Source organism: Nocardia sp. 852002-51101_SCH5132738, from assembly GCF_001665695.1.
GTDB classification, from domain to species: domain Bacteria; phylum Actinomycetota; class Actinomycetes; order Mycobacteriales; family Mycobacteriaceae; genus Nocardia; species Nocardia nova.
The window spans coordinates 57,909-79,762 of the sequence record NZ_LZML01000150.1 but is presented as its reverse complement, the minus strand read 5'-3'; the positions used below and the strand labels follow the sequence as shown (position 1 = coordinate 79,762).

Below are 21,854 nucleotides of genomic sequence, written 5' to 3'. Positions count from 1 at the left end.
GTCCGGGCTCGCGACGGCGAGTTGGTCCGACAGCATCTTGGACGGGTCGATAGGCTGGACAGAGGTCATCGCGTGAAACTTTCTTCCTTCAAGTGACTTGGCGGTCTTTTGAAGGATCACGCGGTGACCACCCTCTACTCGGCTACGACACGCCCAGACTTCGCTGAGGGCCCGTCGTACACCATCCTGCTGGACTCAACCTTTCGGTGACACCGAAGTTGTTGCCGCTTAGACAGAAGCTGGCCCCCGCCGTGTTGTCCCGCTGTTCTCAGCAGCGGCGACGGAGGCCAGTGCCACTACAACCGCAAAGGAATAGAGGCATGCCCCAGAATAGACGAGGCCGCCCCGAAATCGACCCAGGCGACATCCCCGAACCGAACTTGAAGCCACACCCAGTACTAGCGGGAGTGTGGACCGCATCCGGGCGGCCTCGCGATCACAACGGCAACTACCGGCGCATCACCCGTTCGTCGCCGCCGGAAACCGACAGCCGGGGCCGCGCCAAACCCGACCGGACCGGTGAACGCGCCCGCCGCGCCTACCTCGATGCGGCGCAGGAGTGGATCGATTCCTCGGTCACCCTCGCCAGTGCCCTGACCAAACGCTCCGCTCTCGCCGAAGCATGGGAGGCGTACAAGGCCGATCTGCGCAAGCGTGGACGAGTCGAGGAGACGATCGGAAACTACGAGCCGGTGATGCGCGACACCGTGATCCCCCGCTACGGCCGCCGGGAGATCGGCTTGATCAACACCGCCGTCATCGAGGACATGCTCGACCACGTGGCCCGGGAGCGTGGTGGTTCCGGCCCTCGGATTTTGAAGGAGAACGTCCTGTCGGGGCTGTTCCGGTTCTGCATCCGCGTCGGCGCGCTCCCTTCAGGCAACCCCGTCCGAGAAGCGCAACTTCCGAAACCCGCGAACTTCAAGCGCCGCCGGGGCGGTGCCGCGTTCGTCGACTCAGCTACTGTCGGGCAGATCCTGATCGACGTCTACACCTCCGAGGCGCCATGTCCCACACTCGAGAAGCGAGTGGGCAAACAGACATGGAAACACCGCGTACCGACCGTTGCCGAGTACTGCCGAACCTACGACCTGGCCGACTGGGTGATGTTCGTCGCCGCAACCGGATGGCGGCTCGGTCAGACGCTGGGGGTATGCCAGTCCGACATCGATTTCGACACTGGAATCTTGACCCCGCGCGGGGTAGTCCGCACCCGGGGCGGTTCGGCCCAGGTGTGGGTCGACTACACCGGCGAGGAGGCCCGAGACCTGAACCAGGACAAATTCATCAGCAAAGCAGTCCAGCTACCGCCAGCAGTCGTCGACATGCTGGCCGCCCGGATACGCCGGGTGAGGAAAACTCGGCTGGCGTTGCCGCCACGCCCGGACGGAGCCGACTGGCCGGAGGACTTGTTGTTCTTCGATCTGGACGACGGAGGACCACGCAACCTCAAAAGCATGGGCAGGCGATGGCGGCGTGTGGCCGCCGCGCTGGGACTTCCCAATGGGGTCACTCCCCACAGTCTGCGCAAACACCTCGGCACAGAAGGCATCGAGGCCGGACTCGACGTGACCAAGATCGCCGACCAACTCGGCAACACTTCACGTGTACTTCGGAAATCGTACGTGCGTCGGCATCAACCGCACGCCGATGTGACCGCGCTCATCGGTGACAAACTCGGCCCCGCGCTGGAAGAGATCGCCCGCCGCTCCAGTTAGAACGAGAAGCGAACTGGATCGAGGGGTGGCACCACACGTGCCACCCCTCGATCTGTGTCGTCGGCCCCGACGCACGCCACCTACATTCTTGACGAATAGATGGCAGATGACCACAGATCATCCAGCACCGCTAGCATCGTGACCGGTGGTGATACATATCGTGAGCACATGGGTAACTCGCCGGGGACGGGCTACGCCGAGCGGGCAGCCAACCGCCGGCCCGACAGGCAAATCTCGCGGCAGTCGGCGACACGTTAAAGTTGCGGAGAGGCGGCACAGGGAAGAACGGCCCGATTCGCCGCGTTGCACCGATCAGCCCTAACGGCGAATTCGATTCGAGGAGTCTGCGACGTGTCATCACCACAGTCCCTGCCGCCACTGGTCGAACCGGCCGCGGAGCTGACCAGGGATGAGGTCGCCCGCTACAGCCGGCATCTGATCATTCCCGATGTCGGGATGGACGGGCAGAAACGCCTGAAGAATGCCAAGGTGCTGGTGATCGGTGCGGGTGGTCTGGGCTCGCCGGCGCTGCTGTATCTGGCCGCCGCCGGTGTCGGCACGCTCGGCATCGTGGAGTTCGACGAGGTGGACGCGTCGAATCTGCAGCGGCAGATCATCCACGGCGAATCCGATATCGGCCGCAGCAAGGCCGACAGTGCGCGCGATTCGATTCTGGAGATCAATTCCGGCGTCGAGGTGGTGCTGCACAAGATCCGCTTGGAGCCGGAGAACGCGGTCGAGCTGTTCGCGCAGTACGACCTGATCGTCGACGGCACCGACAACTTCGCCACCCGCTATCTGGTCAACGACGCCGCCGTGCTGGCCGGTAAGCCGTACGTGTGGGGGTCGATCTATCGGTTCGAGGGCCAGGTGTCGGTGTTCTGGGAGGACGCCCCCGACGGCCCGAACGGTGAGAAGCGCGGCATCAACTACCGCGACCTGTACCCCGAGGCGCCGCCGCCGGGCATGGTTCCGTCCTGCGCCGAGGGCGGCGTGCTGGGTGTGCTGTGCGCGTCGATCGGTTCGATCATGGTCACCGAGGCCATCAAGCTCATCACCGGCATCGGGGAGACCCTGCTCGGCCGGCTGATGGTTTACGACGCACTGGATATGAACTACCGCACCATCAAGCTGCGGCGCGATCCCGAGCGTCAGCCCATCACGGAGCTCATCGACTACGAGGCGTTCTGTGGTGTGGTCTCGGAGGAGGGCCAGGCCGCCGCCGTGGGTTCCACGGTGACCGCGCGCGAGCTCAAGGACATGCTCGACGCGGGCAAGGACGTCGCCATCATCGACGTCCGCGAACCGGTGGAGTGGGACATCGTCCGCATCGACGGCGCGACCCTGATCCCCAAGGACCGCATCCTGTCCGGCGAGGCGCTCGCCGAACTTCCGCAGAACACACCGATCGTCCTGCACTGCAAGACCGGCATCCGGTCAGCGGAGGCACTGGCCGCCTTGAAGCGCGCCGGATTCTCCGACGCGACCCACCTCCAGGGCGGAATCGTCGCCTGGGCCAACCAGGTCGACCAGAGCCTGCCGGTGTACTAGGAAAAGGTCTCGGCGCTGAGACGACTGATCTCGCGAGTACGTGGGTAACTCGTCGGGTACGCCCGACACTGGACAGATTTCCGACGCAGGACCTGTGACCAACGTATGTGGCTCACGACTCGTATGGCCTGAATACGCGGGGAGGCGGGGCAGCGGGGTTACGGTACGGCCGTGACATCTGTCGAACCTCCGGAGCATGTGCGGGCCACCTTCGGGCTGCGCGAAGTGTCCCCGGTCGCGCTGGGCGACTGGGACGGTGGGTGGCGGTGCGGAGAGGTCGTGCTCAGCCCGGTGGCCGACCACGCCCGGGCGGCGTGGTCGGCGAAGGTCCGGGAAACACTGCAGGTGGACGGGGTGCGGCTGGCGCGGCCGGTGCGCGCCACCGACGGTCGCTACGTGGTGTCCGGCTGGCGTGCCGATACCTATATGGACGGCACCCCGGAACCGCGCTACGACGAGGTGGTGTCGGTATCACTACGCCTGCACCACGCCACCGCCCGGCTGGAGCGCCCGCGCTTCCTGGTCCAGCAGCCGATCGCACCGTGGGTCGATGTCGACGTGTTCGTCGCCGCGGACCGGGCCGCGTGGGAGTCGGTGCCGCTGCGCAGCCTGAAAGCCGGCGGCATGCTGCCGGTGACCACGCCGGACGGCCGCCACAGCATCGATATGCTGGCGCAGCTGGCGACGCTGCGTAAACCGGTGCAGATCCCGTCGCAGTTGGTGCACGGCGATCTGTTCGGCACGGTGTTGTTCGCGAACGGCCAGGCGCCGGGGCTCACCGACATCACCCCCTACTGGCGGCCCGCGTCCTGGGCGGCCGGGGTGATCGTGGTCGACGCGCTCTCCTGGGGAGGTGCGGATCCGGGTCTGCTCGAGCGATGGTCGGATCTGCCGGAGTGGCCGCAGATGTTGTTGCGCGCGGTCATGTTCCGGCTCGCGGTGCACGCGCTGCATCCGCGCTCGACAGCGGAGGCGTTTCCCGGTCTGGCGCATACCGCCGACATGATCCGCTTGATGCTCTAGCGGGCCCGCCGATCGGATGCGACCGGCGAGCCCGCAGTTTGTGCGAGGGTCTCAGATGCCCGCGTGGGCCAGTGACGGTACCCGCCCGACGGCGAACGACGTGCGCAGATAGAACCACCAGGTGAGCCCGCCCATCATCAGGAAGGCGACGGCGTAGGCCCAGAAGGCCGGTGCCATCCCGCCGAAGTGGATGTTGGATTCCCGCAGCGCCTGCTGCAGCACCCACCCGCCGGCCGCGCCGACCGCGCCGACCACACCGATAGCCGCACCCGCCTGCCGCTTGGCCGCGGCCAGCGCGGTCGCCGGGTCCTGGCCGTGTTCGGCGGCGCGGCGCTTGGCCTCGGCGCCGAAGATCGAGGGGATCATGCGGTAGGTGGAGCCGTTGCCGATGCCCGACAGCACGAACAGCAGCAGAAACGAGATCAGATACAGCGGGAAGTTCTTCACCGAGAGCGCGGCCACGATCAGCGCGGTGGCGCCGGCCATACCGGCGAAGACGTAGACCGTGATCCGGGCGCCGGTGAACCGGTCCGCGATCCAGCCGCCGAACGGCCGGCTCAGCGATCCGACGAACGCGCCGAGGAAGGCGAGATTGCCGATCGTGGACATCCAGCCGATCTTCGCCAGGTCGGGGAAGGTGGATTTGAGCAGGGTGGGGAAGGCGAACGAGAAGCCGATGAACGATCCGAAGGTGCCGATGTAGAGCACCGCCATGATCCAGGTGTGCCGATTGGTCAGGGCCAGCCGATAGGAGCTGCCGTCGGATTTCGCGCCGGTGATCGAATCCATGTACCGCAGCGCGCCGAACATGGCGACGAGGATGAACGGAATCCACACCAGCACCGCGAGGGTGATGCCGAACCGGTAACCGGCCGGATCCTTGGCCATGAGATGGGTGCCGAGGGTGATGATCAGCGGCACCAGCAGCTGGGTCTGCGCGACGCCCATATTGCCGCCCGCGGCGTTGATTCCGAGCGCGGCGCCCTTCTTCCCCTCGGGATAGAAGAAATTGATATTCGCCATCGACGAGGAGAAATTGCCGCCACCCACGCCCGCGAGCGCGGCCAGCACCATGAACACCCAGAACGGCGTGCCGGGCTGATTGACGAAATAGACCAGGCCCAGCGTCGGCAGCAGCAACATTCCCGCGCTGAACACGGTGAACGCGCGGCCACCGAATTTCGGGATGGCGAAGGTGTAGGGCACGCGCAACGCGGCGCCGACGAGTGTGGGGGTGGAGGTGAGCAGTAGCGAATTGGCGACGGCGTCGGGGCCGCTCAGATAATGAAAGCCCGCCGAACCCATGGCGGTGACGACGCTGGCCCACAGCACCCAGACGCTGAATCCGAGATTCTCGGAGAAGACCGAGAAGGCGAGATTCTTACGGGCGGTGCGTTTTCCGCCGTTCTCCCAGAAGGTTTCGTTGTCGGGCTCCCAGTGATCGAGCCAGCGGCCGCGGGCTCGATAGTGGAAGTCGGGAGCGGCGGTGGCCGATATCGCGGCGTCGGTGGTAGTCATCGGCGCGTTCCTCTCGCTGGGGTGCGACCGCCCTCATCTCGGGGACCCTGAGGTGCGGGTCCGGCGGTCGCATCCACGGTAGGAAGGCGAAATTACGTCCGATTCACGCTCCGTGACGTTCGCAGCAACACTCGCTCACCCCGCGACCGGCGCCACGGTGACGAATCGTTTACCTGCGGCGGAATCCGTCACCGTTCGGGGTATTCGGCGATGAGCGAGCCGAGGAAGCAGTTGGCGGCGCGAGCGGCCCGATCGGAGTCGCCGTCGATCACGGCGTGGACCAGCTCGGCGTGTTCGTCGTGATACTGGTTGCCGTATTTGGTTGTGCGGGAACGGATCACGTCCTCGATCACCGGCAGCAGCGAATCGTAGAACTCGAGGTAGACGGTGTTGTGGCTGGCCGCGACGATCGCGCGGTGCAGGGCCACGTCCGCGTCGACCGCCGCGGTGCTGTCGGTATCCCAGACCTGGCTGCGCCGGTCGAGCAAGCGCAGCAGGGTCCGCACGTCGTTGTCGTCGCGGCGCTGCGCGGCCAGCCGGGCGGCCTGTACGTCGAGGGCCTGGCGCAGTTCCAGGACGTCGCGTTCCACGGCGTCGGCGAAGTATTTGGTGAGGGTGCCGCCCAGATCGGACGCGGCGATGACGTAGGTGCCCGAACCCTGTCGGCGTTCGAGCATGCCGGCGTGCACGAGCGCCTGCACCGCTTCGCGCACGGTATTGCGGCCGGTGCCGGTCAATTCGGTGAGTTCCGGCTCGGTCGGGATGCGAGAGCCGATCGGCCAACGCCCCGAACGGATTTCAGCGCGCAGCTGTTCGGTGACCTGAGCGATGAGGCTGGTGCGCCGGACTGGTTGCACGGCCAACAGAGTACCCCTCCTCACATTTGTTGCTCGCTTTCATCCAATCATCCTATGATTTCTCGGTGACGGTTACCAATCTGCAGTCGACTACCGACATCCGGCGCCGCGGCCTGGCCGAGGGCCGGATTCTCGTCCTGGTCGCGATCGTCGTCTCGGCGCTCACGCTGCGCGTGGCGGTCACCGCCTTCACCCCGCTCGCCGAGCGGATCGGCGCCGATATCGGCTATTCCACGGCCATCGTCGGTGTCTTCGGCATGATCCCGACCGCCATGTTCGCGCTGGCCGGATTGATCACCCCGATCTTCGTGCGCCGGCTGGGCCTGGAACGCACCGCGCTGGTCGCCATGTGCATGGCCGGGGCCGGGCAGCTCACCCGGGCGCTGGTGCCCGACACCTGGGAGTTGCTGAGCCTGTCCGCGCTGGCGCTGGCCGGTATGGGCATCGGCAATGTCGTGATTCCGCCGCTGGTCAAGCGCTATTTCGCCGATCGGCTGGCGGTGCTGAGCTCGGTGTACATCACGATGGTGCAGATCGGCACCGTGGTGCCGGCGCTGATCGCGGTCCCGGTCGCGGACGCGGCCGGCTGGCGGGTCTCGCTCGGGTTGTGGGCGCTGCTCGGTTTCGCGGCCGCGGTGCCGTGGCTGGGTGTGCTGCGCGAGCGGCGCGGCCGCGATCGTGTGGACACCACCGCGCTCGCCGACGTGCCGGGCGAACAGCCCGCGCGCGCCGGGAACATCCGGCGTTCGCCGCTGGCGTGGGGGATGGCCGCGATGTTCGGTATGACCTCGTTGATCACCTATTCCATGTTCACCTGGCTGCCCAAGATTCTCGCCGATGCGGGCGCCGACGCGGCCTACGGCGGCACGATGGTCGCCTTCTTCTCCTTCATCGGTTTGGCGGCCGCGCTGACCGCGCCCTCCTTCACCGCCCGTATCCGCAATCCGTTTCCGGTCGTGATCGTCTGCGCCATCGCGTTTTTCGCCGCCTTCGCCGGACTGCTCATCGCCCCGATGGGCGCGCCCTGGCTGTGGGTGCTGCTGCTGGGCATGGGACCGAGCACCTTCCCGATGGCGCTCACGCTGATCAATCTGCGGACCCGCACCCAGGCCGGTTCGGCGGCGCTGTCCGGCTTCACCCAGGGCATCGGCTACACCGTCGCGTGTGTGGGCCCGCTGCTGTTCGGTGTGCTGCACAGTGCGGTCGGCGGGTGGGGCGCGCCCTTCGCGCTGCTGGCGGTTGCCGTCCTGGTGCTCGTGGCCGGCGCCTGGCAGGCGTGCAAGCCGCGCATGCTCGAGGACACCTGGCACTGATCGGCGTCGGGGCCGCGACCTTTCGGCAATTTCACCGCTCGGGTTGCGCCGCGGTGAGCTTCTGTCCATGATGTGAGCCGACGCCCGACTATTGTGGCCCGGACCACTCGCCGGCATCGACCTCACCGAGTTCGTGTGTGAGCATCGGTACTTTGTGACGCACGGAAACCGTTGTGTCATATGGGCGAAACAATGCCCCGGTTCTCACCGGTAATTCGCCGAATTCGTGAGCAACCGTTGATTTGCGCGTCATGTGGCGCAGCATCGCGGCAATACCCGTTTCCTACCTTGGGGCCAACCGGATTTCAGGAGGCCCTGTTGAGCACGCTGACGCGTAACCACGACATCGAGCAGTGGGATGCCGAGGATGTCGCGGCCTGGGAGGCCGGCGGCAAGAACATCGCCCGTCGCAATCTGATCTGGTCGGTCGTCGCCGAACATGTCGGATTCTCGGTGTGGTCGATCTGGTCGGTGATGGTGTTGTTCATGCCGACGGACAAGTTCGGCATCGACGCCGCCGGAAAGTTCTTCCTCGTCGCCATGCCGACGCTGGTCGGCGGCATCCTGCGCATTCCCTACACCGTCGCCACCGCGCGCTTCGGCGGCCGCAACTGGACGATCTTCAGCGCGCTGATGCTGCTGGTCCCGACGCTGCTGACGCTGTACTTCATCAACCAGCCGGGCACGTCTTACACCACGTTCATGGTGGTGGCGGCGTTCGCCGGCCTGGGCGGCGGCAACTTCGCCTCCTCGATGACCAATATCAACGCCTTCTACCCGCAGCGGCTCAAGGGCTGGGCGCTGGGCATGAACGCCGGCGGCGGCAATATCGGCGTCCCGGTGATCCAGCTGATCGGCCTGCTGGTGATCGCCACGCTCGGCAATTCGTACGCGTCGGTCGTCTGCCTGGTGTACCTCGCGTTCATCGCGATCGCCGGACTCGGCGCCGCGCTCTACATGGACAATCTGCGCAATCAGAAGGCCGACCTGGGCTACATGCTGGAGTCGCTGAAGGTTCCGCAGTCCTGGGCGATCGCCTTCCTGTACATCGGCACGTTCGGTTCGTTCATCGGCTTCAGCTTCGCCTTCGGCCAGATCCTGCAGATCGGCTTCAAGGCCGGGGGTGATTCGGCCGCCCAGGCGAGTCTGCACGCCGCGCAGATCGCCTTCATCGGCCCGCTGCTGGGTTCGCTGGCCCGCCCCTACGGCGGCAAGATGGCCGACCGCTTCGGCGGCAGCCGCGTCACGTTGGCCGGGTTCGCCGGAATGATGGTCGCGGCGGTCGTGGTCGCGGTCTCCAGTGTGGCCGCCGACCACAACGGCGGCGTGGCCTCGGGGGCGACCATGGTCGCCCTGGTCTGCGGATTCATCGCCCTGTTCGTGCTCTCGGGCATCGGCAACGGGTCGGTCACCAAGATCATCCCGTCGGTGTTCGACGCGAAGTCCAAGAGCCTCCCGGTGAGCCCCGCGGAGCAGGCCGCCTGGTCGCGCAACACCTCGGGCGCGCTGATCGGCTTCGTCGGCGCGATCGGCGCCCTGGGTGGGGTGGCCATCAACCTGGTGCTGCGCTCCTCCTATGCCTCCACCAATTCCGCCACCACCGCGTTCTGGGTGTTCCTGGGCTTCTACGTCGTCTGCGCGACCGTCGTCTGGTCGGTCTTCCTGCGTCGGCCCGGAATGCGTTCGCCGCGAAGCGGTTCCGGTGTCGTCGCCGAGGCGGAGGCCCTGGTGCTCGAGGCCGAACGGTCGCCGGAAACCGATACCACCCAGTCCACCACCTCGGCTCGCGCCTGACCATCGGAAAGCATCGGAGGACAGTCATGAACACGACAGTCGAACCCACGCAGCGCAAGACCGTGGTGGTCGTCGGCCACGGCATGGTCGGGCACCGGTTCGTGGAGGCGCTGCGCTCCCGCGACGAGGCCGGGCAATGGCAGGTCGTCGTGCTGAGCGAAGAGGACCAGGCCGCCTACGACCGCGTCGGCCTGTCGTCCTACGTCGGCGCCTGGGACAAGAGCGCGCTCGCCCTGCCCGGTAACGGGTACGCCGGCGACGCGCTGGTGGATCTGCGCCTCGGCGTGCGCGCCGACGAGATCGACCGCGCCGCCCGCAAGGTGACCACCTCCTCCGGTGACGTGATCGGTTACGACGCACTGGTTCTCGCGACCGGATCGTATGCCTTCGTGCCGCCGGTACCGGGCCACGACCGCCCCGAATGTTTCGTCTACCGCACCCTCGAGGACCTCGACGGCATCCGCGCCGCGGCGCAGAACGCGGGCCCCGGTGCGGTCGGTGTCGTCGTCGGCGGTGGTCTCCTCGGTCTGGAGGCGGCGAATGCCCTGCGGCTCATGGGAATGACGCCGCACGTCGTCGAGTTCGCGCCGCGGCTGATGCCGGTGCAGGTCGACGAGGGTGGCGGCGCGATCCTCGAGAAGCTGGTCACCGATCTGGGCCTGCACGTGCACACCGGGGTCGGCACCTCGGCCATCGAACCCGCCGAAGACGGTGCGGGCCTGCGGGTTTCGCTGTCAGACGAGTCGGTGATCGACGCCTCGCTGGTGGTGTTCTCCGCCGGTGTGCGCCCGCGCGATCAGATCGCCCGTGATGCCGGACTCGAGATCGGGCCGCGCGGTGGTGCGCTCACCGACCTGGGCATGGTCACCTCCGACCCCAACATCTACGCCGTCGGCGAGGTCGCGGCCGTGGAGGGCACCTGCTACGGCCTGGTCGCCCCCGGTTACACCACCGCCGAGATCGTCGCGGACCGGTTGCTCGGCGGCGCCGGCGAATTCCCGGGCGCCGACCTGTCGACCAAGCTGAAACTGCTCGGTGTGGACGTGGCCAGCTTCGGTGACGCCCACGCCACCACCGAGGGCGCGCTGTCGGTGGTGCTGCACGACGCCGCCAAGGGCACCTACGCCAAGCTGGTGATCTCCGACGACGCCAAGACGCTGCTGGGCGGCATCCTGGTCGGTGACGCCTCGCAGTACGCGGCGCTGCGCCCGCTGGTCGGCAGCGAACTGCCCGCCGAACCGGCCGCGCTCATCTCGCCCGCGGGCGCCGAACTGGGCGCCGACGCCCTGCCCGACGAGGCCCAGATCTGCTCCTGCAACAACGTGTCCAAAGGGGCCATCGTCGGAGCCATTCACGAAGGCGCCTGCGATATCGCCGGCGTCAAGAGCTGCACCTCCGCCGGAACCTCCTGCGGCGGTTGCGTTCCCATGATCAAGAAGTTGCTCGAGCAGTCCGGCGTGGAGATGTCGAAGGCGCTGTGCGAGCACTTCACCCAATCGCGGTCCGAACTGTTCCAGATCGTGCAGGTGACCGGCATCCGCACCTTCTCGGAACTGATCGCCAAGCACGGCACCGGAATCGGCTGCGATATCTGCAAGCCGACCGTCGCCTCCATCCTGGCCTCGACCTCGAGCGACCACATCCTCGACGGTGAGCAGTCCGCGCTGCAGGACACCAACGACCACTTCCTGGCCAACCTGCAGAAGAACGGCACCTATTCGGTGGTGCCGCGGATGCCCGGCGGTGAGGTGACGCCCGAGCAGCTGATCGAAATCGGGCAGATCGCCAAGGATTTCGGCCTCTACGTCAAGGTCACCGGTGGTCAGCGCATCGACCTGTTCGGCGCGCGGGTCGAGCAGCTGCCGCAGATCTGGCAGCGACTGGTCGACAAGGGGATGGAATCCGGCCACGCCTACGGCAAATCGCTGCGCACCGTGAAGAGCTGCGTGGGTTCCACCTGGTGCCGCTACGGCCAGCAGGATTCGGTCGGCATGGCGGTGCTGCTGGAGAAGCGTTACCGCGGACTGCGCTCGCCGCACAAGCTGAAGCTGGCGGTCTCGGGCTGTGCCCGCGAATGCGCCGAGGCGCGCGGTAAGGATGTCGGCGTCATCGCCACCGAGAACGGCTGGAACCTCTACGTCGGCGGCAACGGCGGCCTGACTCCCAAGCACGCGGTGCTGCTGGCCGGCGACCTCGACGACGAGACGCTGATCCGCTACATCGACCGCTATCTGATGTTCTACATCCGCACCGCCGACCGGCTGCAGCGGACCGCGCCGTGGCAGGAATCACTCGAGGGCGGCATCGAACATCTGAAGCAGGTCGTGTGCGAGGACTCCCTCGGCATCGCCGCCGAACTGGAGGAGAGCATGGCCCGCCACGTGGCCGGCTACAAGGACGAATGGGCCGCGGTACTGGAGGATCCCGCGAAGCTCTCGCGCTTCGTCACCTTCGTCAACGCGCCCGAGGAGGCCGATCCGACGATCGCCTTCGACGAGAGCGGGGAGCGCAAGACGCCGGTTCTGCTCGGCCTGCCCGACGTGCCCGGAGGCGGCAGCCTGCGTACCCACGGAGGGCACCGGGCAGGCCGCGATGGACACGGTATGCCCGAACTTCCCGCCATGCCGGCAGCAACTGCCACGCCCGGGAAATAGCCACGTAATCGTGCGGAAACAGGACACCGGTACCTATTAGGTAAGGCGTTCGGAGGAGATTACCGATGACCGTTATCGACACGCCGGGCTTCGCACCGGCAACCACCACCGGCTGGACCTCGGCCTGCCGGCTCGATTATCTGATCCCCGGCCGCGGCGTGGCGGTGCTACTGAGAGGCGGACGGCAGGCCGCGCTCTTCCTGCTGCCCGACGGCACGCTGTATGCCGTCGGCAATATCGATCCGTTCGGGCGGGCGGCGGTCATGTCGCGCGGCATCGTCGGTGACCGCGCCGGTGTGCCGGTCGTCGCGTCGCCGCTGCTGAAGCAGGCGTTCTCCCTGCTGGACGGCCATTGCCTCGAGGACGACTCGGTCGCACTGCCCGTCTACGGCGTGCGCGTCGTCGACGGGGTCGTCGCGGTGTCCAACGAACCGGTGCAGTACGGCGGTACGCCGTGAGCGAAGCGCGACCCACCGAATTGAAACCCCTGGACGGCTTCACCATCGGTGTGACGGCCGCCCGCCGGGCCGACGAACTGGCTACGCTGTTGAGTCGCCGAGGCGCGAATATCGTTTCCGCCCCGGCGATTCGCATCATCCCGCTGTCCGACGACACCGAGCTGGAGCGGGTCACCCGGCAGTTGGTCGCCGATCCGCCGCAGATCGCCGTCGCCACCACCGGCATCGGATTCCGCGGCTGGATGGAGGCGGCCGAAGGTTGGGGTCTGGCCGAAAACCTCCGGGAGACACTGGCTTCCACGCGATTGCTGGCCCGTGGTCCCAAGGCCAAGGGAGCGATCCGCGCCGCCGAATTGCGCGAGGAATGGTCGCCGGCCTCCGAATCGTCGGCCGAGGTGCTCGATCACCTGCTGGCGGCGGGTGTCGAGGGCGTGCGCATCGCGGTGCAGTTGCACGGTGCGACCACCGAATGGGAGCCGGTACCCGACTTCTGTGAAGTACTGCGTTGCGCCGGAGCCGATGTCGTGCCGGTGCCGGTGTACCGCTGGGTGCCACCGGACGACCGCGTGCCGATGGACCGCCTGATCGAGGGCGTGGTCACCTCGGCACTGGATTGCGTCACGTTCACCAGCGCGCCCGCGGTGGCCTCGATGCTGATGCGGGCCAAGGAAACCGGGCTGCTCGAGGGCGTCCTGCAGGCGATGCGTTCCCGCGTGCTGCCGGCGTGTGTCGGCCCGATCACCGCCGCGCCGCTCGAGGAACTCGGAGTGCCGACGTCCATGCCGGGCCGGGCGCGCCTCGGGGCGCTGGCCCGCCACGTCGCCGAGGAACTTCCCCGGCGCGCCAATCGAATTCACGCCGCCGGGCACGAATTGAGCGTGCGCGGCGGCTGTGTCGTGGTCGACGGTTCGGTGCGCCAGCTCGCTCCCGCGCCGATGGCGTTGATGCGGGCACTGGCCCGCCAGCCCGGCCGGGTGGTGTCGCGGGAGGATCTGCTGGCGGCGCTGCCCGGTGGCGGTGACGACACCCACGCGGTGGAGACCGGAATCGCCCGTCTCCGTGCGGGTCTCGGTACGCCGAAGGCGATCCAGACGGTGGTCAAGCGCGGCTATCGGCTCGCCCTCGACCCCGCCGAATGCGTCGACAACAACACCCGCCCGCCGGTGGGCTACGCCCCCTCGCTGCGTCCGCAGCGACCCGCGCCCATGGCGGGGGTCTGGTGAGCGCCCCCGCGCTGGTGCTGGTGGCGCACGGCACCCGCAGTGCGACAGGGGTGCAGATGATCGCCGCGGTGGCCGACGCGATGCGTGCGGAGCTGGGACGTACCGGTGCCGACGTGCCGGTGCGGACCGCCTTCGTCGACGTGCTCGGCCCCACACCCGCCGAGGTGCTGCGCGAGCTGAAGGGTGTTCCGGCCGTGGTGGTTCCGGCCTTCCTCGCCTCCGGATATCACGTCTACCAGGATGTTCCGCGCGAGGTGCGCGACAGCGGGCATCCGGATGTGATGGTGACCCCCGCGATGGGCCCGGACCCGATGCTGGCCCGGGTGATGCGGATGCGGTTGCACGAGGCCGGGATGCGTTCCGGCGATGCGGTGGTCTTCGCGGCGGCCGGATCCTCCGACGCGCGTGCACGCCACGATGTGCGGCGGGCGACGGCCATGCTGGCGGAGGAGCTGGGCGTCGCGGTTCGTACGGCCTGTATCGCAACCGGTGAGCCAAGGGTGCCGGAAGTCGTTGCCGCGCTGCGAGAATCCGGCGCGCAGCGGGTGTTCGTCGGCTCGTACCTCTTGGCACACGGACTGTTCCAGCAACGCTTGCGCGAGGCGGGTGCCGACGGAGTCGCCGAACCGCTCGGCGCACATCCGGCGGTGGTGCGCCTGCTGGTCGACCGATACCGCGCCGCGGCGGCCGAATTCCTCACCACCGCCGCCTGATTCGCCGAGAAACACAGTTACGGCGACGCGGAGGTTCCGGGCGCCGCATCGGACGCCGGGACCATCGGCGAAGCCCCCGTCGCCGCGGCACCTGTATGCCGGTAGGACGCGAGGCTGTTCGGAATCGGGGAGGTCCCTGTTGGGTGCGCAGTTCGCGCGCAGTCCCCGTATGACCCCGCGGGTCCAGGTGCGGCCCGGTGCGCGGCCTGCGTGGGGGGTCACGCCGCCGCCCGGCCCGGGCCCCGCGGCCGGTGTGGTGGCCGGACCGCAGGGGCACGGCGTACGAGTCAGGCGCGCGGGACGACCGTCAGGTCGCCATTGATCACCGTATCGGTCATCGCGCGGGCGAGCATATTGTGCGGGAATCCGGGTTCGACGGCACTGGCCGCGTCCAGTCGATCCAGGTGTGCCGCATCGAATTCCACATCCAGCGCGCCCAGATTGTCGCTGAGCTGAGCCGGGGTGCGGGCACCGATGATGGGGGCGGTCACCGCCGGATTCCGCAGCGTCCACGCCAGTGCGGTCTGCGCCGGCGTCCGGTCCAGTTCCGCCGCGACCTCCTTCACCACTTCGGCGATCGCCAGGCCCCGCGCGGTCAGCGAACCGTTGGCCAGCGCGACGTTCTTGCGGCTGCCCTCCGGCGATCCCGCCGCCGAGGCGTCCAGATCGGCCGCGCTGTACTTGCCGGTCAGGACACCGCTGCCGAGCGGCGACCACGGAATCACCCCGAGCCCCAGTTCCCGCGCCATGGGGAACAGGTCGTGTTCCACGGTGCGTTCGATCAGGCTGTATTCCACCTGCAGCGCCACCAGCGGGGACCAGCCGCGCAGGTCGGCGATGGTCTGCATGCGGGCCACCTGCCAGGCCGGGGTGTCGGAGATGGCGACGTAGAGCACCTTGCCCTGCCGGACCAGATCGTCCATCCCGCGCAGCACCTCCTCGACCGGCGTGGTGAAGTCCCAGGCGTGCAGGTACAGCAGATCGATGTAGTCGGTGTTCAGATTGCGCAGGCTGGCCTCTACCGAGGCGAACATCGACTTGCGGTTGTTGCCACCGGAGTTCGGGTCGCCGGGCCGCCGCAGCATGGTGTATTTCGTTGCCAGGACCAGGCTTTCGCGATTGTCGCGCGTGAATTCGCCGAGCAGCAGCTCGGAACTGCCGTTGGTGTAGACGCTGGCGGTATCGATGAAATTGCCGCCGCGCGAGACGTAGTCGTCGAACAGTTTGCGCGCCTCGTCGCGCTCGGCGCCCCAGCCCCAGTCGGCCCCGAAGGTCATGGTGCCCAGCGCGAGCGGGGAGACCCGCAGCCCGGACCGGCCGAGCAGCCGATAGGTGTCGAGAGTGAGCGCCATATCTTCCTCCTGTGTGGATTCGATCTCGACGGCAAGTCTGCGCGGCCGGGACGGGCGCGGTAAGGGAAGGTTTTTCCTGGGATCGCCGGTACCAGCCTCGTCGTAGGATCGACAGCGATGACCGGCACCGTGGAAGCGACACAGGAACTGGGGGCCTTTCTGCGCACCCGGCGCGAACGACTGGATCCGAGTGATTTCGGCCTGCCGCTGCGCCGCCGTTCCCGCCGCACCCCGGGCCTGCGCCGGGAGGAGGTCGCCGATCTGGCCGGTGTGAGCACCGACTACATCGTGCGGCTGGAACAGGGGCGCGGACTGCGGCCCTCGCCGGAGGTGCTCGACGCGCTCGCGCAGGCCCTGCGCCTGGCTCCCGACGAACGCATGTACCTGTTCGATCTGGCCCGGCAGCGGCCACCGGACGACGGCAAGCCGGCGACCACGGCCTCACCGGAGCTGGCCCGGCTGGTCGCGGATCTGGCGCCGCTCCCGGCGATGGTGCTCAACCACCGCTACGACATCCTGGCCTGGAACCGCGAGATGTCGCGGCTGCTACTCGATTTCGACGCGCTGCCGCCCCGGCATCGCAACTCCATGTGGCTGTGCCTGCTCTATCCGGGGATGGGCGATTTCTACGCCGACCGCGAACGAACCGTGCGCGAGGGCATCGCGGGACTGCGCGCCGCCTGGGCCGCCCACCCGGACGATCGCGTCCTGGCCGACCTCATCGACGAATTCCGCACGGGCAGTGCCGAATTCGCCGAACTGTGGGAACGCAGAGATGTGCGGGTGCAGGGCCGGGGCCGCAAGACGATGCACCACCCTCGGGTGGGTGCGGTCACCGTCGCCTACGAAGCGCTGATGCCGCTGCAGGATCCCGATCAGCGGCTGATCATCTACCGCGCCGCCGACGAATCGAGTCAGGCGGCGTTGGATCGGCTCGCCGCCGAGTAGGACCGGCGAAAACAGATCTCGAGAAGATTCGCGAACTGTGTCGAATGTGCGGGATCGGCCTCGACCAGGGGGTGACAGCGAGTTGGACACACACCCCAGGAGCGATCATGACCGACATCAGCACCTTCCTCTGGTTCGACACTGCCGCCGAGGAAGCCGCCCGGTTCTACACCGAGCACATCCCCGGCGCCCGCATCACCGGCGTCACTCGCAACCCCGACGGATCGGCCTTCATCGTGCAGGTCGATCTGGCCGGACACGCCCTCACGCTGATGAACGGCGGACCCGGCCACCCCTTCACCGATGCGGCGTCCATTCAGTTGGTGGTCGACGGGCAGGACGAGGTGGACCGGCTGTGGGCGGCTCTGACCGTGGGTGGCAAGCCGGGGCCGTGCGGCTGGCTGACCGATCGCTACGGCCTGTCGTGGCAGGTCGTGCCGGCCGAGTTGCCGGCGTTGATGGGCGGCGAGCACGCGGCGGCGGCCGGCGCCGCGCTGCAGACCATGTCGAAGATCGATATCGCCGCGATCCGGGACGCCGTCGCCGCCGGCTGACCGGCTCCGCGCACGTCACCGCCGGACCCTTCCCGGCGGTGACGTGCGGACGCGCGCGAAGATAGCCCGGCGGATGCGGACCGCGGGTGCCGGAACCGCGGAGGTCGCCGCCTGCGGGCAGAGGCTTCCGGTGAACACACCTGCCGAGTGTGCTGCGGAGACCGCGACAGGGTGGAATACTCCGCGTATGCACCGGCTCCCGCGCTGTTTTGCTGTCCTGTTCGCCGCGTTCGCCTCGATTGCCGCGATTGTGCCCGCGGTCGCCTCGGCGGATCCCGGCGCGCCCGCCATCGTCGACGTCCATCCGCTGGGCGGTCGCCAATATTCGGTGGTGGTCTATTCCCCGGCGATGAACAAGCAGATCACCGTGTGGATGTCGCATCCGGATTTCGCCGCGCCGGCGCTGTACCTGCTCAACGCCGTCGACGGCGGTGAGGACGGCGGGCCGTGGACCAACCGCACCGACGTCGCGCAGTTCTTCGCCGACAAACCGGTCAACGTGATCGTCCCCATGGGTGGGCGGGCCAGCTACTACACCGACTGGAAGTCCGACGATCCGGTCCTGGGCCGCAACGAATGGACGACATTCCTGACCCGGGAGCTGCCGCCGCTGCTGAACTCACGGTTCCAGATGACGGGCCGCAATGCCGTCGCGGGCACCTCGATGTCGGCGACCTCGGCACTCGATCTGGCGATCGGGGCGCCGGGCCTGTACCAGGCGGTCGGCGCCTACAGCGGATGTCCGCTGACCAACGGCCCGATTCCGCAGGCGTACGTGTATTCGCAGCTCGGAGTCTTCGGGGCGAATGCCGGGAATATGTGGGGGATACCCGGTGATCCGGACTGGGCCGCTCACGATCCGGTGGTGAACGCCGATCGGTTGCGCGGAACGGCCCTCTACATCTCCTCGGGCAACGGGGTGCCCGGCGTGCACGACACCCTCGCCGATCCCTCGATCGGCGGCAACGCGGGCGCGCTGGCCAACCGGGTCGCGGTCGGCGGCGTGATGGAGAGCGTCGTCGACTCCTGCACCGGACAGCTCACCGGCCGCCTTGCCGCCCTGGGCATTCCGGCGACCGTCGTGCACCGCAACGGCACCCACGCGTGGGTGTACTGGCAGGACGATCTGCACGATTCGTGGTCGGTCTTCGCCCCGGCGCTGGGAGTGTAGGCCGGATTCCGGTCGGCCGGCCGTCTCCACGGGATCGGATGTGGTGCGGCGAGCCCGGTCGAGTTCCCAATACGCGCGCAGGGCGGCGATGCGGCCGTCGGCGTCCACCCGATAGGTGAGCACTCCGTCGACCTCGACCGTGACGTCCCGGCGCACGCTGGTGATGGTGCCGACGAAGGCGACCTCGGCGCCGCAGGCGTAGGAGTCGCGCATCCGGAACGCGATATCGCTCTCGGCGATGGCGGTATCCCAGAACGGTCGGCCATATCTCTCCTATCGGCAGGCGGCGACGACGGTCTCGCCGTAGCGGGTGATCGCGTCGACCTTCTCGGCGAGACCCCGGGTATCCGGGGCGGCGTCGTGGACGCTGCGGAATCCGACGATCACGTCGGTGACGCCCGAGGCGGCCAGATCTGCGATGCCCGCGGTGTCGAAGGGGTCGCGCGCTACCACGTGGACCTGGAATTCGGAGGTCCGCGCCGATGCGGATGCTTCGTATTCCGAACGCAATTCGGCGAGGCGGCGCAGGAGCGTGGCCAGTTCCCCGGGTGTCCCGCCCGCGTGCATCCACCCGTCGCCGCGACGCACCGCGCGTCGCAGCGCGGCCTCGCTGTGCCCGCCGACGAGGATCGGAATCGACGCGGTGGGAACCGGATTGATCTCCACGGCGGGTAGGTCGTACACCTGGCCGTGATAGGCGAACTCGCCGCCGCCACACAAGCCGCGCACGATATCGATACCTTCGTCCAGTCGTGCGCCGCGCCGCTCGAACGGCACGCCCATCATGGCGAAATCCTGTGGCCACGGGCTGATTCCGACTCCCAGCGAGAGGCGGTTGCCGCTCAGCACCGCCAGCGTCGCGGCCTGTTTGGCCACCAGCACGGGCGGGCGCACCGGCAGTTTCAGCACGAACGGTGTGACGCGCAGCGTGGTCGTGGCCGTGGCGATCGCGGTGGCCGCGATCATCGGTTCGGCAAAGGGCTTGCCGCGCAGAAACTCTCGCCGCCCGTCGGCGGTATAGGGGTAGCGCGGGTCACCGTCGCGCGGATAGGCCAGACTGTCCGCCAGGCAGACGCCGGTGAAGCCGGCCTGTTCCGCGGCCCGCGCGAGGTCGACCCAGTGCGCGGGGTCCCCGCCGGCCTCGGCGAAATGGAAACGCATGACCGCCATGGTGGCCGCCGGCCGCCGGATGGGGTCCCGGCGGCCCGGTCAGCGGCCGTCCGCGACGACTCAGCGGGCCGGCGGGTTGACCCGGCCGCCGTTCAGCGACCCACCTGCCGGCGATAGGTCACCTTGTCGAATTCGCGGCCGTACTCGTCGACAGCCACCACGTCCATCTCGCTGGCGAAGAATCCCGGGCGCACGTCGACCCGGATGAACGAGTAGTTGCGGAACCGCACCCGCGACCAGGGCGCGGCCTCGTCCTGTTTGCTGCCCGCCGGCGTCCACACGTAGCTGTTGGGCACCGTGGTGTCGGGCACCTCGTGCCCGCGGTAGGTCTCCGGTGAGCCGGGCTGGAAGCCGTAGCGGGGACGTCCGCCGCCGCCCACCGTGTAGTAGACGGTGCCGTCCGCGTCCGGGTAGACGATCGAATTGTCGCCCGCCGCCTTGGTCGGGCGGCCGCCGCGGATCGGGTCGGTGCGCTCGAAGATGTGGTTGTGCCCCTGGAGCACCAAGTCGACCTGGTAGCGGTCGAACAGCGCGCACCAGGCATCACGCAGGCCACCGTCGCTGGCATGGGAGTCGGTGGTCGAGTAGGCGCAGTGGTGGAAGAAGCAGACGATGAAGTCGATATTCGGATTCGCGCGGTACTCCGCGAGAGTTCGTTCCACCCAACTGGTCTGGGCGCCACCCGAATAGCCGGTGTTGGCCTTGATCTCGTAGGAGACGTCGTTGGCGTCCAGCGAGAGCACCGCCACATTGCCGTAGGTGAACGAGTACGCCGACGGGCAGCCCGCGGGCCCGTTGGCCGGCAGGTCCAGGCGGGCGAGGTGGCCGCCGTATCCGTGGGTGCCGTAGGCGGCCTCCATGTCGTGGTTGCCGGTGGCGAACATCCACGGCGTGGTCGAGGCGCTGGATTCGATGGCGCCGAAATACACGTCCCACACGTACGGATTGAACTTGTCGAATCCGTCGGGCAGTTTGCCGCCGGCGGCGACGTATCGCGGCTTCTTCCCGGCGCCCGACGGGTCGGCGTAGGCGATATCACCCGCCAGCACATGGAAATCCGGTTGGCAGGCCACGATCTGACGCATCACGTTGTCCGCGTGCGGGACCGCGGGGTCGTTGTCCGGCTTGTAGTACTTGTCGTCGTAGTCGCCCGGAGCGACGCCCGCCGGCTGGGCGGGCGTGTCGTCGGTGCCTTGATCGCCCATCATGGTGAACCGGAAGGGCAGTACCGCGTTGCGCACGCTCGGCATGGCGGTCGACGCGGCGCGGATGTCACCGACGAATCCGTCGGAGGTACGCCACCGGTAGAAATGCGGCAGCCGTCCGGGCAGGCCGTCGACCGGCGCGTGCACGTAGAACTGTTCGGCGGCGAGGACGCCGCTGTCGCTCGTGGGGATCTGGGTCACCAGATCGCGCACCTCCGCCTCGACGCTCGCGCCGAGCGCCGGGGTCGGGCCGTGATCGAGAAAGACCTTGGTGCCGCTGGGATTACGCGACAGCTGCGCGGCGAAGCGCAACTGGCTGGCGGCGTCGGGGCCGTAGCCGACATGGCGGCCGCCCACCGCGAGCTGCGCCTGATCGGCATAGGCCCGCCCCGCGAACGGTGAGGTGCCGACCGCGGCCACCGCGGCGGCCGCGGCCGAACCGCGCAGGAAGTTCCGCCGCGACACCGCATGCCGCCGCAGATATCCCCGATGCCATTCGTGCTGTTCGGCCATCGTCATGGTGGCGGCCAACTGCTCGGGGATTCCGGTATCGGGGATGTCACCGGCAGGATTCAAGCGATTCCGCATGAGGTTGGATGCTGGTCCAACCATCGGACCGGAGCAACCGCTGC

Annotated in this window: 17 protein-coding genes; 12 read left to right on the top strand and 5 right to left on the bottom strand. The window is 68.0% G+C overall.

Features of this window, described 5'->3' with window-relative positions:
• Positions 1-407 precede the first annotated feature (407 nt).
• The 3 genes from A5789_RS22905 to A5789_RS22895 all read left to right on the top strand — a co-directional run bounded on the left by A5789_RS22905 (position 408) and on the right by A5789_RS22895 (position 4,292).
• Positions 408-1,718 (top strand): site-specific integrase, encoded by a 1,311-nt coding sequence (locus tag A5789_RS22905; protein ID WP_064904135.1) that lies wholly within the window; start codon positions 408-410, stop codon positions 1,716-1,718.
• A gap of 351 nt (positions 1,719-2,069) precedes the next feature.
• Entirely contained in the window at positions 2,070-3,269 is a 1,200-nt protein-coding gene (gene moeZ, locus A5789_RS22900; RefSeq protein WP_064904133.1) for an adenylyltransferase/sulfurtransferase MoeZ, read from the top strand.
• 171 nt (positions 3,270-3,440) lie between these two features.
• The gene (locus A5789_RS22895) at positions 3,441-4,292 is read left to right on the top strand and encodes a TIGR02569 family protein (protein WP_064904131.1); all 852 of its coding nucleotides are present in this window, start codon (positions 3,441-3,443) and stop codon (positions 4,290-4,292) included.
• Between the two features lie 51 nt (positions 4,293-4,343).
• On the opposite strand, the gene A5789_RS22890 is transcribed toward A5789_RS22895, so the two are convergent.
• Together A5789_RS22890 and A5789_RS22885 are read right to left on the bottom strand one after the other, a co-directional pair.
• A complete protein-coding gene (locus tag A5789_RS22890) occupies positions 4,344-5,810 on the bottom strand; it encodes an MFS transporter (protein WP_063010280.1) in 1,467 nt (488 codons plus the stop codon).
• A 188-nt stretch (positions 5,811-5,998) separates the two neighbouring features.
• On the bottom strand, positions 5,999-6,667 hold the full coding sequence (locus A5789_RS22885) for a FadR/GntR family transcriptional regulator (protein ID WP_064904129.1): 669 nt from the start codon (positions 6,665-6,667) through the stop codon (positions 5,999-6,001).
• A 65-nt stretch (positions 6,668-6,732) separates the two neighbouring features.
• Between A5789_RS22885 and A5789_RS22880 the strand changes: the two genes are divergently transcribed.
• The 6 genes from A5789_RS22880 (at position 6,733) to A5789_RS22855 (ending at position 14,822) form a co-directional block, all read left to right on the top strand.
• Positions 6,733-7,980, top strand: a complete 1,248-nt coding sequence (locus A5789_RS22880) for an MFS transporter (RefSeq protein ID WP_227463197.1) — start codon at positions 6,733-6,735, stop codon at positions 7,978-7,980.
• 315 nt (positions 7,981-8,295) lie between these two features.
• Complete coding sequence (locus tag A5789_RS22875) at positions 8,296-9,774, top strand: NarK/NasA family nitrate transporter (RefSeq protein ID WP_227463199.1); 1,479 nt, start codon at positions 8,296-8,298, stop codon at positions 9,772-9,774.
• Positions 9,775-9,800: 26 nt separating this feature from the next.
• Positions 9,801-12,428, top strand: a complete 2,628-nt coding sequence (nirB, locus tag A5789_RS22870; RefSeq protein ID WP_064904128.1) for a nitrite reductase large subunit NirB — start codon at positions 9,801-9,803, stop codon at positions 12,426-12,428.
• Positions 12,429-12,493: 65 nt separating this feature from the next.
• Entirely contained in the window at positions 12,494-12,886 is a 393-nt protein-coding gene (nirD, locus tag A5789_RS22865) for a nitrite reductase small subunit NirD (RefSeq protein ID WP_030515983.1), read from the top strand.
• Entirely contained in the window at positions 12,883-14,109 is a 1,227-nt protein-coding gene (locus tag A5789_RS22860) for a uroporphyrinogen-III synthase (protein ID WP_030515982.1), read from the top strand. The genes nirD and A5789_RS22860 overlap by 4 nt, the downstream gene beginning before the upstream one ends.
• Positions 14,106-14,822 (top strand): sirohydrochlorin chelatase, encoded by a 717-nt coding sequence (locus A5789_RS22855; protein ID WP_063010284.1) that lies wholly within the window; start codon positions 14,106-14,108, stop codon positions 14,820-14,822. Before A5789_RS22860 ends, A5789_RS22855 begins: the two co-directional genes overlap by 4 nt.
• A 287-nt stretch (positions 14,823-15,109) precedes the next feature.
• On the opposite strand, the gene A5789_RS22850 is transcribed toward A5789_RS22855, so the two are convergent.
• Positions 15,110-16,174, bottom strand: a complete 1,065-nt coding sequence (locus tag A5789_RS22850; RefSeq protein WP_064904126.1) for an aldo/keto reductase — start codon at positions 16,172-16,174, stop codon at positions 15,110-15,112.
• A 117-nt stretch (positions 16,175-16,291) separates the two neighbouring features.
• On the opposite strand from A5789_RS22850, the gene A5789_RS22845 reads away from it, so the two are divergent.
• From A5789_RS22845 to A5789_RS22835, 3 genes are all read left to right on the top strand, one after another.
• Positions 16,292-17,122: a helix-turn-helix domain-containing protein gene (locus tag A5789_RS22845; protein WP_063010287.1), complete on the top strand. Its 831-nt coding sequence runs from the start codon at positions 16,292-16,294 to the stop codon at positions 17,120-17,122.
• Between the two features lie 107 nt (positions 17,123-17,229).
• Positions 17,230-17,676: a VOC family protein gene (locus tag A5789_RS22840; protein ID WP_064904125.1), complete on the top strand. Its 447-nt coding sequence runs from the start codon at positions 17,230-17,232 to the stop codon at positions 17,674-17,676.
• Between the two features lie 187 nt (positions 17,677-17,863).
• Positions 17,864-18,847, top strand: coding sequence for an alpha/beta hydrolase family protein (locus tag A5789_RS22835; RefSeq protein ID WP_064904124.1), 984 nt, complete (start codon positions 17,864-17,866; stop codon positions 18,845-18,847).
• A 273-nt stretch (positions 18,848-19,120) separates the two neighbouring features.
• Here A5789_RS22835 and A5789_RS22830 read toward each other — a convergent pair whose 3' ends face one another.
• Positions 19,121-20,008, bottom strand: coding sequence for a TIGR03619 family F420-dependent LLM class oxidoreductase (locus tag A5789_RS22830; protein WP_064904145.1), 888 nt, complete (start codon positions 20,006-20,008; stop codon positions 19,121-19,123).
• A gap of 101 nt (positions 20,009-20,109) precedes the next feature.
• The gene (locus A5789_RS22825; RefSeq protein WP_082856686.1) at positions 20,110-21,810 is read right to left on the bottom strand and encodes a metallophosphoesterase; all 1,701 of its coding nucleotides are present in this window, start codon (positions 21,808-21,810) and stop codon (positions 20,110-20,112) included.
• Positions 21,811-21,854 lie beyond the last annotated feature (44 nt).

What these genes read in the sequence shown, in the direction of transcription:
- A5789_RS22825 (WP_082856686.1), bottom strand. Translation starts at nt 21,810, where the DNA reads ATGCGGAATCGCTTGAATCCTGCCGGTGACATCCCCGATACCGGAATC.
- A5789_RS22830 (WP_064904145.1), bottom strand. Translation starts at nt 20,008, where the DNA reads ATGCGTTTCCATTTCGCCGAGGCCGGCGGGGACCCCGCGCACTGGGTC.
- A5789_RS22835 (WP_064904124.1), top strand. Translation starts at nt 17,864, where the DNA reads ATGCACCGGCTCCCGCGCTGTTTTGCTGTCCTGTTCGCCGCGTTCGCC.
- A5789_RS22840 (WP_064904125.1), top strand. Translation starts at nt 17,230, where the DNA reads ATGACCGACATCAGCACCTTCCTCTGGTTCGACACTGCCGCCGAGGAA.
- nirB (WP_064904128.1), top strand. Translation starts at nt 9,801, where the DNA reads ATGAACACGACAGTCGAACCCACGCAGCGCAAGACCGTGGTGGTCGTC.
- A5789_RS22845 (WP_063010287.1), top strand. Translation starts at nt 16,292, where the DNA reads ATGACCGGCACCGTGGAAGCGACACAGGAACTGGGGGCCTTTCTGCGC.
- A5789_RS22850 (WP_064904126.1), bottom strand. Translation starts at nt 16,174, where the DNA reads ATGGCGCTCACTCTCGACACCTATCGGCTGCTCGGCCGGTCCGGGCTG.
- nirD (WP_030515983.1), top strand. Translation starts at nt 12,494, where the DNA reads ATGACCGTTATCGACACGCCGGGCTTCGCACCGGCAACCACCACCGGC.
- A5789_RS22890 (WP_063010280.1), bottom strand. Translation starts at nt 5,810, where the DNA reads ATGACTACCACCGACGCCGCGATATCGGCCACCGCCGCTCCCGACTTC.